The sequence below is a fragment of the Paenibacillus sp. GCM10027630 genome (assembly GCF_042676305.1).
Taxonomy (GTDB): Bacteria; Bacillota; Bacilli; order Paenibacillales; family NBRC-103111; genus Paenibacillus_S.
The window spans coordinates 48,967-62,736 of record NZ_JBHTGY010000060.1; the positions used below are offsets into that span (position 1 = coordinate 48,967).

The 13,770-nt window shown below is 45.2% G+C and carries 11 protein-coding genes and 1 pseudogene; 11 read left to right on the top strand and 1 reads right to left on the bottom strand.

From position 1 onward, the window contains the following. Positions 1–348: 348 nt before the first annotated feature. From ACFQ0C_RS30350 to ACFQ0C_RS30370, 5 genes are all read left to right on the top strand, one after another. A complete protein-coding gene (locus ACFQ0C_RS30350; RefSeq protein WP_379372363.1) occupies positions 349–2,115 on the top strand; it encodes a cache domain-containing sensor histidine kinase in 1,767 nt (588 codons plus the stop codon). Positions 2,116–2,117: 2 nt separating this feature from the next. Beyond that, a complete protein-coding gene (locus ACFQ0C_RS30355) occupies positions 2,118–3,686 on the top strand; it encodes a response regulator transcription factor (protein WP_379372365.1) in 1,569 nt (522 codons plus the stop codon). A gap of 103 nt (positions 3,687–3,789) precedes the next feature. Further along, positions 3,790–5,103 (top strand): ABC transporter substrate-binding protein, encoded by a 1,314-nt coding sequence (locus ACFQ0C_RS30360; protein WP_379372367.1) that lies wholly within the window; start codon positions 3,790–3,792, stop codon positions 5,101–5,103. Positions 5,104–5,198: 95 nt separating this feature from the next. Then, a complete protein-coding gene (locus ACFQ0C_RS30365) occupies positions 5,199–6,074 on the top strand; it encodes a carbohydrate ABC transporter permease (RefSeq protein ID WP_379372369.1) in 876 nt (291 codons plus the stop codon). Further along, positions 6,071–6,904 carry a carbohydrate ABC transporter permease gene (locus ACFQ0C_RS30370; RefSeq protein WP_258214389.1) on the top strand — a complete coding sequence of 278 codons (834 nt, stop codon included), beginning with the start codon at positions 6,071–6,073 and terminating at the stop codon, positions 6,902–6,904. Before ACFQ0C_RS30365 ends, ACFQ0C_RS30370 begins: the two co-directional genes overlap by 4 nt. Positions 6,905–7,184: 280 nt before the next feature. Here ACFQ0C_RS30370 and ACFQ0C_RS39170 read toward each other — a convergent pair. Continuing rightward, positions 7,185–7,406, bottom strand: a pseudogene (locus ACFQ0C_RS39170) (hypothetical protein); the annotation flags it as partial. A gap of 298 nt (positions 7,407–7,704) precedes the next feature. On the opposite strand from ACFQ0C_RS39170, the gene ACFQ0C_RS30380 reads away from it, so the two are divergent. The 6 genes from ACFQ0C_RS30380 to ACFQ0C_RS30405 all read left to right on the top strand — a co-directional run bounded on the left by ACFQ0C_RS30380 (position 7,705) and on the right by ACFQ0C_RS30405 (position 13,508). Beyond that, positions 7,705–8,376 carry an aspartate/glutamate racemase family protein gene (locus tag ACFQ0C_RS30380; protein WP_379372373.1) on the top strand — a complete coding sequence of 224 codons (672 nt, stop codon included), beginning with the start codon at positions 7,705–7,707 and terminating at the stop codon, positions 8,374–8,376. Positions 8,377–8,624: 248 nt separating this feature from the next. After that, positions 8,625–9,929, top strand: coding sequence for a CitMHS family transporter (locus ACFQ0C_RS30385; protein ID WP_379372375.1), 1,305 nt, complete (start codon positions 8,625–8,627; stop codon positions 9,927–9,929). A gap of 50 nt (positions 9,930–9,979) precedes the next feature. Beyond that, positions 9,980–10,798: a sugar phosphate isomerase/epimerase family protein gene (locus tag ACFQ0C_RS30390; protein WP_379372377.1), complete on the top strand. Its 819-nt coding sequence runs from the start codon at positions 9,980–9,982 to the stop codon at positions 10,796–10,798. A gap of 342 nt (positions 10,799–11,140) precedes the next feature. Continuing rightward, positions 11,141–12,205 carry an isocitrate/isopropylmalate dehydrogenase family protein gene (locus tag ACFQ0C_RS30395; protein WP_379372379.1) on the top strand — a complete coding sequence of 355 codons (1,065 nt, stop codon included), beginning with the start codon at positions 11,141–11,143 and terminating at the stop codon, positions 12,203–12,205. A gap of 59 nt (positions 12,206–12,264) precedes the next feature. Beyond that, the gene (locus tag ACFQ0C_RS30400) at positions 12,265–12,576 is read left to right on the top strand and encodes a hypothetical protein (RefSeq protein WP_379372381.1); all 312 of its coding nucleotides are present in this window, start codon (positions 12,265–12,267) and stop codon (positions 12,574–12,576) included. A 59-nt stretch (positions 12,577–12,635) separates the two neighbouring features. Beyond that, positions 12,636–13,508 carry a LysR family transcriptional regulator gene (locus ACFQ0C_RS30405; protein ID WP_379372383.1) on the top strand — a complete coding sequence of 291 codons (873 nt, stop codon included), beginning with the start codon at positions 12,636–12,638 and terminating at the stop codon, positions 13,506–13,508. Positions 13,509–13,770 lie beyond the last annotated feature (262 nt).

Consider the following 13,770-nt stretch of genomic DNA (forward strand, 5'->3'; position numbering starts at 1 on the left):
TTTTTTTGTGCTAGATGGAACGTAATCGTCCCGCCTTATGAAAAGAATTACTTGCGATCGCCAGCCTGTCGTGCAGATTATCCTACACCTACAGTTGCAACTATCAATAGGCCGATAGCAACTTCTTGGAATAATAAGATCATAAAGACCACTCTATTTAAGTTATTAAATTCACATTGGATTACTTGTATTTATTTTTGTGCAATTTGATTAATTGGAACAGGATTGTTGATATGTAGGAAAAAGAGGTGTGTATCCGCTTTCATAAATTATGTTAATATGAATAAGCAGACATTTACAGTATGGAGTCATGGAATGGAAAGCAATCATGAACAGGGGCGATTTTATATGTGGCTAAAAAGGAGCTTGTTTGCTAAACTCTTGATCGGTATGCTCATCTCAGTAATCATCCCGTTATCGCTGTCTACGATGATTTCTTACAAAACCACCTCACGATCCATGGAGCGTCAGGTGATCGAGCTTAATCAGAGCACGATGGATAGCGGAATGGACAATATCAAGCAGTATTTGAATGATTTGAATCATATATCGCTTTCCTTTTACTATGATCAGACGCTAATGCGGTATTTGAGATCGCGGGAAATTGTTCCTGCCCATGTGATGGCTACAAGCAGTCAACTAGTTAACATTTACAACAGCCGTCCCGAATTTCGCGCAGTACGATACGTGAGCGCTTTGACCGGGGAAACGATCGTGAACGCGGATATTGCCCGGGTTGGAGTCAATATGGTACTTCCCAGTACAGCGATACCTCAAAATGAGAGTGAAGTTATGGATTATGCCAGATGGTATGAAGTGAACAAGATTGGAGGTGAGCTATCGCTTGCCTTTCATAAACCGATTGTCGATTATCCCCATTCCGAGGTGCTGGGAATGGTATCGATTTATGCCGGTCTCAGTGAGATTGAGAAGAGGCTTCGACCTTTAACCATTCCTGCGCATCATCAAGGCGAACATGTCTTTTTGTATATGCAAAAAGACATGAAACTTCTATATTCCTCGGCTGATGTACCTGCTGAACGAGCTGGCGAAGGTCTAATGCCGGAGCTTCCTGGGGATAGGGGCTCGATCAGCGGGAAGTGGAAAGGCAGCAGCGGGATTTATATTTATGTGAGAGACCACTATCTGGATTTGCCTCTCACCATAGTTAAATTCGTCCCGCTAACAGTTGTGAATGAATCCGCTGTCCAGACACTAAGCCGTTCATTAATCATTCAGTTCATTGCTGTGGTCTTTGTGCTCATACTGGCCGCGATTTTATCCTATTTCACCATTGCTCCTGTAAAAAGGCTTCTTCGTAGCATTGCCCGTGTGGAAACCGGAAACTTTGAGATAGGGCCTTCAACCGGACGTATGGATGAGTTGGGTGTGCTGGAGCATCGTTTTCAATCAATGGTACAGAATTTGGATGACTTGATGAATCGGGAGTACCGGAATCGGCTGGAACTATCCACCGCCCGTTTGAAAATGCTGCAGGCCCAGATCAATCCGCATTTTTTATATAATACGTTTCAGTCCATCGGCACTCTCGCCCTTCGCCAAGGCTCGGTAGAGGTCAGCGAAAAAATTGCCGAGCTGGGAGCTATTCTGCGCTACAGCATGGATTTGCAGACGGAGACCGTGCCTCTACAAAAAGAGATCCAACACATCGAGCATTACTTGTCACTGCAGACGGGACGGTTCAAAAACAAGCTGTCGTACACTCTGTCCTGTTCACCCGATGCAATGAGCATGCATGTGCCGAAGATGATCCTGCAACCTTTGGTGGAGAACAGTATTATCCACGGCTTTGAAAAGGGACGAGGCTCCGGCACCATACACATCGGGATTGAGACAGATCAGCAGCTTTGTATCCGTGTAATGGACAACGGAAAGGGAATGAACGCGTTGATGATACAACGAATCAAGCAGGAGTATGCCAAGCACCAATTCCATACCGGTCAGGATGGTGGGATCGGCTTGATCAATGTACTCACACGACTGCGTCTTCATTACGATCCAGGATTCGATTGGGATATTCAAAGCGCACCTTATGAAGCCACAGTGATCTCTCTCCAAATTCCCATTGACAGCCTAAACAAGGAGGCGAATTAAATATGAAAGTATTGATTGCCGATGATGAAGAGCATGTAAGAGAAGGTATAGAATTAGCTATAGATTGGGATAAGTTCGGCATTACCGAACGCTTGACGGCAGAGGATGGGCAGCAGGCGCTTGAATTGATCCGCCTGCACAATCCGGCAGTGCTTTTTTGCGATATGAGTATGCCGAATATGGAAGGAACAGAGCTGTTGCGGCTGCTCCGTGAGGAAGGCTGGTCCACCCAGGTAATTGTCGTCAGCGGTTATGACGCTTTCTCGTACACGCAAGCGGCGATCCGGGCGAACGGTGTGGATTATTTGCTGAAGCCTTTTAGCAAAAGTGATCTGGAGCAAGCGCTCATACGAGCGGTTACAGCATGGCAGCAGAAGGAAAGCAGTCTTTGTGAGAACCGGGAAACCGAATATCGCATACGCAAGGCGGACGCACTGCTGGATGAGCAGAAATTGGCTTCCTATTTCATTGGCGAGACCGCGCTGCACGAAGGAATCCGGAGCTTGTTTTTCAAAATCGGCTTGCCCATGGAACAGTTGAGGGTAGCATTGGTGCTGCCTCGCAATCGTATGGGACTTATCGAACGAAGGTTTTTTGGAGATGGAGAGCTCTTCGTCTTTGCGGTCAACAATATTACCCATGAAACCTTAAAGCTGTATAATTCCCACTATTTGTGCCGATTAGATGGGTATCAATGGCTGCTGATAACCGCAGCAGAGGGGAGCATTAGGCTGACTTCGGGCGAGCACAGGCGCTGTATGGACAAAATTAAGGAAGCCTGGCGAAACACGTTGGGGCTCGAGGTGCTTATTGGCTTATGCGATACGGAAGCATCCGTGGAAACACTTCCTTCTGCGGTCGGCGCGGCCCGTACAGCGCTGCTGAAATGCAATCTGCTAAATTCTGGCAGTCGGGTGGTGTCAGGGAAGGAAGCTCCCCGGTTGACAGCACAACAAATCTTGCTGCAATCCGCTTTGAAAAATGAAAATAAAGCCTACGTTGCGGACATCATCCGCTCTTTTACACAAGCATTGCGGGAACGGGGTGAGCTTAGCTTGAAGGAGCTGCAGTCTTACACGATGGAAGCCAACTTATTGTTGGAACAGGCAGGACGTCTGCACAAATCGGACAACGAAGAGGTTGATGCTTTTATGCCGCAATGGATAAGTGATTTGGACGAGTGGGAAAAGCAGCTGGTCCAAATGTTTTGGATGCTGATCGAGGAGGAAGGAAACGGGAATGCCGGCAACCGTGGCATTCAAGCGATTTACGATTATATACAACGCCATTTTCAAGAGGAGCTTTCCTTGTCGATGCTGTCTGAACGATTTCGCTTCAGCCCGCAATACATCGCCAAAAAGTTTAAGGAGCTGTACAATACCACGCTCATGACGTATTTGACGGAGTTGCGGATGGAAAAAGCCAAGTCGCTCCTTCTCCATACGGATATGCCAGTATCGACGATGGCTGGTTCTCTGGGATATACCGATGATAATTATTTCAGCAAGGTGTTCAAAAAGCAAACCGGGGTTTCTCCCCTGCAGTACCGGAAGCAGCGGCGAGATTCATAGATTCCTTTTTTTGGCGAAAATAATCTCTACCGTTCCGTAAGACAAACTTATAGACTAATTGGTGAGGGGAACCAAAAATTGACTATAAGGGGAATGAGGATTTATGAAAAAGAAGTTTTCCATGCTGACCGTTGCAGCACTGCTTTTGACTTCGCTTGTCGGTTGCGCTGGTGGAGATGAGCCGCAAAGTAATTCAGGGTCTAAAACAGGTTCCAACTCTGGAACGAGCACACAACCTGCAACAGGCGGCGCAAACGGGCAAAAGGTGACGCTCAAGCTGCTGCAGTTTAAAGTGGAGATTACTGACAAGGTTAAAGCGATGTCCGCTGATTACATGGCACAAAACCCGAATGTCATCATTGAAGGCGGGGCTACCTCTGATTACGATACAATTGTAAGAACCCGATTCGCTTCAGGCGATGCTCCAGATATTTTTATGTCCAAGGCGTTTACAGATATTAAGGATTGGTCAGATAAAATAGCGGATTTGTCGAACGAACCGTGGATGTCCAAGGTATCTCCTTCGGCTGTAGAGGGAATGACGGTAGACGGCAAAAAGCTTGGCTTTCCTGTTGCTTTTGAAGGCTACGGCTTTATCTACAATAAAGATTTGTTTGTCAAAGCAGGCATCGATAAGGTGCCGACAACGCTTGCCGAACTGAAGCAGGTGAACGAGAAGCTGAAGGCTGCGAACATTTTATCCTACTCGGAAGGATATAAGGAATGGTGGATACTCGGCCAGCATTTGTTCAATCTGCCTTACGCCTATGAGAAAGATCCTATAGGAATGATTCAAAAAATCAACAAAGGCGAAGCTAAAGTCAACAATGTAGCTAACATGAACGGATTTTTCGATGTACTGGATATGACGGTCAAATACGGCAAAGGCGCAGAATCGGTCGGTATTAGCTACGATAATCAGGTGTCGGAATTTTCCACCGGTAAAACAGCCATGATGCAGCAAGGTGTCTGGACGATTGATTCAATTGTAAAGATCAACCCGAACCTCAAAATCGGTATGTTCGCTATTCCACTCAATGACAATGCTTCTGACACGAAATTACCTGTAGGCGTACCGGGATATTACGTGCTGAACAAAAATTCCAAGAATCTGGATGAGGCTAAAAAATTCCTGACTTGGCTCCATACGAATGGACAAAAATATTTGGTTGATTCCTTCAAGCTCATTCCCGCATTTACAGATTTGAAAACGTCTCCAGACCTTGGACCGCTCGCTCAGGATTTGAGCGGATATGTTGAGAAAAACCAAACGATCCCATGGGCCCATACGTTGTGGCCATCCGGTTCCAATCAAGAGTTTGCCAAGCCGCTGCAAGCTTATGTGGGCGGTCAGTTAAACAAAGAGCAGGCCTTGACTGAAGTTCAAAAAATCTGGACGGACCGAGTGAAAAAATAACCTTTCCGGAAGATGACGCGGTGCATGGCTTTCAAAACGAGGCTGTGCACCATGTTTATCAACCTACACCATGAAAGGAAAGGGAGCAGCCCATAATGAAAATGAAAACCCGACAATTGTTCATATATTCAGCTTTTGTGGCTCCGGCAATCCTTTTTTTCGCAGTGATTATTCTGGTTCCGTTCCTGCGGGCGATCATGTATTCGTTTCAGGATTGGAATGGAATCAGCAACGATATCCGTTGGGCCGGATGGGGAAATTATCAAAAAATCTTACAGGACAGCGGTTTTTTTAAATCTTTTTATTTTACCTTTAAGTATGTATTGGCGACGACAATATGCTTGAATGTGTGCGGGCTTTTTCTGGCTCTGGTGCTGAACATGTCGCTTAAAACCCGAAATATGCTCCGTACCATATTTTTCTTGCCATACGTGATCGGCTCGGTCATTATCGGATTTATTTGGCAGTTTATCATCGTGCGACTGTTTGGTGAGATCGGAAAATCAACAGGCTGGCTGCTGTTCCAAAAAAACTGGCTCAGCTTGCCTGAACAAGCCTTCTGGTCGCTCGTTCTCGTTACGGTATGGCATTCCGCTGGATATTTTATGGTAATTTATTTGGCAGCCCTTCAAGGTGTTCCCAAAGATATGCTGGAGGCTGCAGAGATTGATGGAGCCGGGCGTATTAAAAGGTTTTGGCATGTCGTTCTGCCGTTGATTCGTCCTGCGATGACTATCAATCTGTTTCTCGCTATTTCCAGCGGATTTAAAGGATTCGATCTTAATTTCGCTTTGACCAAAGGCGGACCATTCGGTACAACGGAATCGCTTGCCTTTCATATTTATTTGGATGCATTCACGAAAAACCTGTTTACGTATGCAGCAGCCAAGTCTGTCGTATTCTTCCTGGTGCTGGCTTCCATTACGCTCATCCAGGTGGCTGTGATGAAGCGCAGGGAGGTGGAGATGTGAATCAGGATCGTTATTCCATCGGTAAGCTTATCATTGAAGTCCTTATGATTCTGCTTGCCTTGCTGGTCTTTGTCCCTCTTTATATCACTTTTATCAATGGACTGAAAACCTACAATGAAGTTGCAACCTCGACATTGGCGTTGCCTCATGTATTTCAGTTTGCAAATTTTGCGGTTGTATGGAAGCAAATCAACTTTCTTGGCGTGTTTATGAACTCGCTTATTATTACGGTGATCGCCGTGTCCGGTATTTTGCTCGTCAGCTCTGCGGCTGCCTTCCAATTGGTGCGCCGCCCCGGTCTCGCTAGCCAGATTATCTTTCTTGTCATTCTGTCCTCACTCGTGATCCCATTCCAGACGATGATGATACCGTTGGTGAAGGTGGCTCAAGAGCTGAAGCTGATCAATACACTGTACGGCATCATCATTATGTACTGGGGCTTTGGCGTACCGTTCGCGCTTTTCCTGTTTCATGGTTTTATCAAATCCATACCGCGAGAGCTTGAGGAGGCTGCCTTGATCGATGGCAGCGGAACCGTTGGCGTGTATTTCCGCATCTTACTTCCACTTCTAAAGCCGATTACAACAACCGTTGCGATTCTCAATTCGCTTTGGATATGGAACGACTTTTTGCTGCCGTTGATTACATTAAGCTCCAAGAAAAATCAAACGATTCCGCTTGCCTCATCGGTTTATTTCGGGCAGTACACAAACGAGTGGCACCTGGCTATGGCTGCGCTGACGATGGCCGTGATACCGATCATTATTTTCTTCCTGTGCATGCAGCGGTATATTATCCAAGGCATAACAGCCGGAGCGGTGAAAGGATAGCAAGTGCGGTTTAAACCCGCAGTGAATTCGGCTGCTGGAAAGAGCTATCCAAGATTGTTGAGGGGAGAAAGTCAATTCCAAGCCGTACAAGAATGCCTCCAAAACCACCTTGCAGGGAGGGTTGGAGGCATCTATTTGTATGCAGCCGGATATCCATATTGTATAAATATACATTTCCGCAGTGCCGATAGCCTCAACAATTATGAAAATTTTTATTGTTTTGAACTACTGTGTTTACTCATTTTCTCTCTAATTAAGAAACCTGAGCTTGATATATGGCCAACCTGCGATGAAAGGGAAACAGGCAATTGTGGGCTTTTCCGTGGGAGAGGTTGCGCAACGCTTGTGGAATTTTGATTTTTTCGAGATAAGCCAGAAAGATCTTGACACTGCCGAAGCTGGTGGCATTGTGCAGCGTGAATTCGCTCTTGATTTTGCTGACGGGTGTGGTAGATTTTACCTTAAAGGTGCTCCTTTCTTTGGATGATGTTGTTCTAGTCAAACACCATTCTACCAAAGATTCGGAGCCCTTTTCATATTTTCAGCGAGCGGAACTCTCCAATTCAGGATAATAACTGCTTAATAATTCGCTTTACAACGTACAGAGCATCGTCTCCAAATTTTGCGTTAATTGGTCAGCCTTAGTTATTATGTAGAAAATTGCGATAAAAGAAGTAATATACGATTTTTTTATGATTACCTATCCAAGATTCGAATTTTAGCTTTTATACAAGTCCGGCTACAATTAATTCATGAAATAAATCTTCAAAAAATACTGAGTAATAAGGGGGTTTTGAATTTTGAATCAAAAGGAAACGTGTATAGCACTTATCCATGCTACGATGAACTCGGTTCAGCCTATTGTAGAGGCGTTTCAGGAATATGCACCGCATATCAAGTTGCTTCATTTTATGGACGAAGGATTGATCTCCGAGTTGAACGAGACGGGAGTCATATCTCCAGCCATGGTCAGGCAATTAGCTTCGTTAATGGAACGAGCGGAAAACAGCCGTGCGGATGGGATTATGCTTACCTGTTCATCGTTTACTCCGCATGTGGAAGGAATTAAGCACCTCTTCAGTAAACCGGTTCTAAGTGCTGATTACAGTATGCTTAAGCATGCCGTTAAACTGGGCAGGCGTATTGGCGTGGTTGCTACGGTCGGGGCGGCCGGTCCGACAACAACAATGTTAATTCATGAGATAGCCGAGCAGCAAGGTGCTAAAGTAAATGTCGAAACTGTTGTCTTGACGGAAGCGTTCGAAGCGTTGCAGCAAGGGAACCAGCCTAAGCATGATGAACTGATCGGGCAGTATCTGTATGAAATGGCAAGTCGCTGCGATGTGATTGTCCTTGCGCAAATGTCTATGGTTCGTGCTTTGAAGAAAATAACTAAGCAGCCGATTCCGATTTTGACCAGTCCGGAAATAAACGTTAAAGCTATGCTGTCCTTGCTATCTTGCCATGACTAAAGAAGATATAATGGCAAAATAGAACGGATACAATTGGAATTATTATGGATTACATTGCTAATCCGTTTTATACAGAAGTGGATGATCCATAGAGCGAATGAGGTATGGTATGAGGCGATATTGCTGGATGTTAATAGGTGCAAGCGGTTCTATTAAAAAGTTGAAAACGCTTTAAAGACATTTATATCAAAAGGCTCCGCCTTTTGGCCATTTTTTGAAAACACATTCGTTTAGGAGGAAAATCACCAATGCTATCTATATTAGGCTTTCTAATGGTTTCGGTCTTCATGTATCTCATTATGAGCAAAAGGCTCTCAGCGTTAGTCGCTTTAATTCTTGTACCTGTTGTGTTCGCCCTAATGGGAGGGTTCGCCCCTGACTTGGCTAATATGATGTCAGCCGGAATAAAAAACATTGCCCCGACGGGAGTTTTGTTAATATTCGGTATTTTATACTTTGGCATTATGATTGATGCGGGATTGTTTGATCCAGTTGTTAACCAGGTTCTAAAGTTAGTTAAAGGAGACCCGTTAAAAATCGCTGTGGGTACTGCTGTTCTAGTCCTTGTTGTTTCTCTCGACGGGGATGGAGCGACGACGTTTATGATTACGGTCTCTGCCATGCTGCCTCTATACAAAAAGCTTAAAATGAATCCATTGATCTTAGCTTGTATTGCGATGATGGGTAACGGTGTAATGAATATTCTTCCGTGGGGAGGTCCAACCGCAAGGGTCATGAGTTCCTTGCACCTGGAGTCATCCCAGGTGTTCACACCTTTAATACCTGCCTTGATTGCGTCTGCTGCATATTCGCTATTAGTTGCTTATCACTTTGGGTTAAAAGAGCGTAAGAGGCTTGGGGTTATCCAGTTAGACAGTGCATTTGACACAGAGTCTCACCTTAACGCAGAACTGACAGCGGCATTGCAGCCTTTCGAGCTGCGCCGTCCAAAGCTGTTATGGTTTAATTTCCTCCTGACCCTTACACTTTTGGTTGGTCTTATTTTCAATGTATTGCCGCTTAACGTAATGTTTATGATTGCTACGGCGGTTGCATTGGCAATCAATTACCCTAACCTGAAAGATCAGCAAAAACGAATCGCAAGTCATGCAGGTAATGCGCTTGCTGTAGGATCCATGGTTTTCGCAGCTGGAATCTTTACAGGAATTTTATCTGGAACTAAGATGGTGGATGCTATGGGGCATGCAGTGGTTGCCCTTATACCTGACTCTCTTGGGAATTATTTGGCTATAATAACAGCGCTTACAAGTATGCCATTTACCTTCTTTATGTCCAATGACGCATTTTATTTCGGAATACTTCCTATTATTGCAGAGGCGGCTGCGAAATATGGAATCCCTGCAGAGGTTATTGGCAGAGCCTCATTACTCGGACAAACCGTACACTTGCTGAGCCCACTAGTTGCTTCCACTTATTTGCTTGTCGGTCTTGTGGGAGTAAACTTCGGTGATCATCAACGTTTTACGATGAAATGGGCAATCGGTACTACAATCGTCATGCTTATCGTTTGTTTAATTACTGGGGTTATCTAGAATATATGATCTGTAATGAAAGCATCACAAATAAAGAGGAGGGCCTGCGTTTGAAGTGGTCATATCCGTATGCAACACCTGAAACTACCTTGCCAATTCTCGGATATCGGGGTGAGGCGGACGATGTGTTTCCCCTTTTGAAGGAACTCGGCTATAAGGGAATTGAGCCTTTTGTTCGTAATCCAAAGGACTTCGACGTTAAACGGTTCACCAAGCAACTGGACAAACACGGCCTGGAAGTAGCTGCTGTGGGAACCGGACCTGTAGTAAGCGAGGACAAACTTACTTTGTCAGCTGCAGATCCCGCTGTACGTGAAGCAGCCGTTAATAGGGCAATGGAAATCGTTGAATTTGCTTCGCTTTTTGGGTCTCAGGTAAGCATAGGCAAGCTGAGAGGTGATCTAGATATACATCAGCCGCAACAATCCCTATCATGGATTAGGGGAGGTCTCGAGCGAATCTGCGAACATGCCGAGCGATACAGCATCCGAGTAACACTGGAGCCGCAAAATAAAAAAAACGTAAATAACCTGAATACAACCAAGGAAACGATTCAGTTTATCCATGATTTGCAAATACCGAATTTAAAGCTTATGCTTGACGTTTATCACATGAACGAGGAAGACCGCTCTGTCACTCAAGGTTTTTGGGATGGGAAAGAGCTGTTGACTTATGTCCATGCGGCCGACACAGATCGGCAGCCTCCCGGGCAAGGCAGTTTTGATTATTTGAAAGTTTTACGTATGCTCCAATCCTTGAATTACTCGGGTTATATAACAATGGAAATCAGTCAAAAGCCTGACAGTTTCGAGGCAGCGAAATCGGCCGTTCAGCATCTGCAAGCTCTGTTGCATTTATTAAAAGACTAGGTATAGAAAAATAATTACAAGTCGGGTCAGTATTACGGTTCGAAACAATCGAATCCCTTTCGCTTTATGTTCATGCATGAGCGGAGGGTTTTTCTTCTTTGTTTTCAAGACTTTCGGATAGGACCAGTCGTTTCCTATATGATGGTTATACTCATTTTTTGTCATAAGAATGAAACAGGAGGGGAAGCACCGCGATATCACGAAATGGGGAACATCTTGTGGAAAAAGGCAAGGTATGCAAAAATCCTATGGATGGCGATTCGTTATCCATATTTTATTTTGTTTCGCGGAAGCTCTATTCTTAAGATGAAAACATCATCTTGAACATGGAGGTTTGACGAAATGCTGAAAATCGGTGTAATTGAGGGGAACGGCATCGGGCCGGAAATTACGAAAGCTACCTTGGAAGTGCTGGAAGCTACCGGATTACCTTTTGAGTGGATTCAGATCCCGACTGCGCAGCAATCGCTGGAGCGCTATGGGCATCCACTTGCTCCAGAAGTCATTCAAATGATCAAAGAAGTAAAAGTATCGATCAAAGGACCTTTGATCGTGGAGAAGCAAGCCGGCCGAATCAATTGTGTACAGCCGGATGGTTCTGAAATCACCTATCCGTCGATCAACAATGCCATACGGCGGGAACTCAAACTGTTCGTCGCACCCAGACCCATTCGGGGTTTCAAAGGGATTTCCGGCTCATTCGAGAGGCTTGATGTTGTTATCATGCGTGAGATTACCGAAGACGTCTACAGCGCTTTAGAACATAAGATCGGCGATTACGCTGCTGAAGCGATCAAGCTGACAACCCGCGAAGCCGTCGTGCGAGTGGCCAGGTTTTCTTTCGAATATGCAAGGAAGCACAAACGGAAGAAGGTAACCTGCGTTCACAAAGCCAATGCACTAAGTTATACAGACGGCCTATTTCTGCAGTGCTGTCGTGAAGTGGCACTCGAGTATCCTGATATCCTTTTTGAAGATTTCATGGTGGATGCGACTTGTTATTTTATGGTCAAAGATCCGTCGAAATTTGATATAATCGTAACGTCGAATCAGTACGGGGATATTCTCTCGGATTTAGCTGGCGGTCTGGTGGGATCTCTTGGTCTTGCTCCGGGTGCTAATATAGGTGAGAATTGCGCGGTTTACGAAGCTTCCCATGGCGCAGCTCCCGATATAGCGGGAAAAGGCATTGCCAATCCGATTGCGTTAGTACTTTCTGGCGCGGAGATGCTTTCCAATCTCGGTTATCCGAACGAGGGGAAGGCGATCGTCGAGGCTACCCACGAGGTCGTAAGCTCGGGGAAAACGCTGACTCCCGATTTGGGCGGTACGGCTTCGACAACCGAACTAACCGCCGCGATCGTTCAAATGCTCAAGGTCAAACTTCATGCAACACCAACCATATAAAAAAGTTATCGACAGAAATAATTTCTGTGAATTTCAACTTTTCAAAGAATTGTTGTACAGTGGATTTAAGTGTTGAAAGCACTAACTCAGATTGGGGGCAGAGCACCTATTCGAAAAAGCCCTTCACGATGATTGTGACGGCAGGCGCGGGCGGGATATTCGGTCCGAAGAATATGTCTGACGAAGCCAAGGCATACTGGAATGAAAAGTTAAAAGTACTGAGTGAAACCGAACAATGGAAATTAGAACTCCAGAAAGTGGGTCTCCAGAATGGATATCTTGGCAGTGACGCATTTTATAAGTATCTGGAAAAGGAAGATGCCACTTATCTGAAGACCTATGAAAAACTCGGTATCGCGAAAGATAAATAAGGCGTTGGGAAGAGAAGGATCCTTCTCTTCCGCGCTTTTTTGCGTTAGGAGGTGAAACGATGGACATTTCCGACTGGGAAATCATCAAAGTGTTGGCGAAGGAAAAAAACATCACGAAAACTGCCGAAAATCTGTACATTTCTCAACCGGCACTCACCAAACGGATCCAGCAGATCGAAAGCGAATTCGGAGTTCAACTCGTTCAGAGAGGGCGCCGAGGTGTCCATTTTACTCCGGAGGGGGAGTATATGGCTCTATACGCGGAGGAGATGCTGACACGTTACCGGCAAATGAAAGATACGATTTCGAACATGCAAAAGACAGTTACCGGCACTTTACGGGTGGGTGCCTCCAATTACTTTACAAGGTTTAAGTTGCCCCGTATTCTCAAGCTCTACAAAGAACGGTATCCGAATGTCGAATTTCAAGTGAAAAGCGGCTGGGGTTCTGAAATTTACAACTTAGTGTATAACCAAGAAGTCCACGTCGCTTTCATCCGAGGCAATTACGAATGGAATGACAAGAAACATTTGATCTCCGAGGAGAACCTCTGTGTCGCGAGCAGCATACCGATTCACCTGAATGATCTTCCTCGATTACCGAGAATCGTATATCAAGCGGATAACAAATTTAGACAATGGGTGAACCAGTGGTGGTACCGAAATTATTCCGTTCCTCCATACATCGGTATGGAGGTTGACAAATCCGACACTTGCAAAGAAATGGTTTTGAATGGTTTGGGTTACGCAATTCTCGCCAGATCGGTGCTGGACGATTCGGTCGGACTTCATACGATAGATCTTACCGATCAAGATGGAGTACCACTGAAGCGTGAAACCTGGATGTTTTACCAGGACGATTTCTTAAAGTTGAATGTATTGCGGACGTTTGTTGAGTTTGTGGAAAGTGTGGATTTTCGTGACCTGACATAATCTGATATAAAGAAAGAGAATGGCTCGCATGTGGGGGATGAGAATGTAAGCGAAAATCGGGCGTGATTTGAGGATGAAGTTTTTTTATCCTTACGGCACTGCAGAGACTGAGGCGCCTGTCGCCTGTTCTGGGCAGTTCCTGTAAAACGGAAGAGGTGTAACCGTCTGGCTCCGGGGCAGGGAGATAGACTGGCACCTTCAGGCAAAATCGGCTAATGAAAGTAACAAGAATCAATCGTTATCATAGAAGAATGGAATGGAC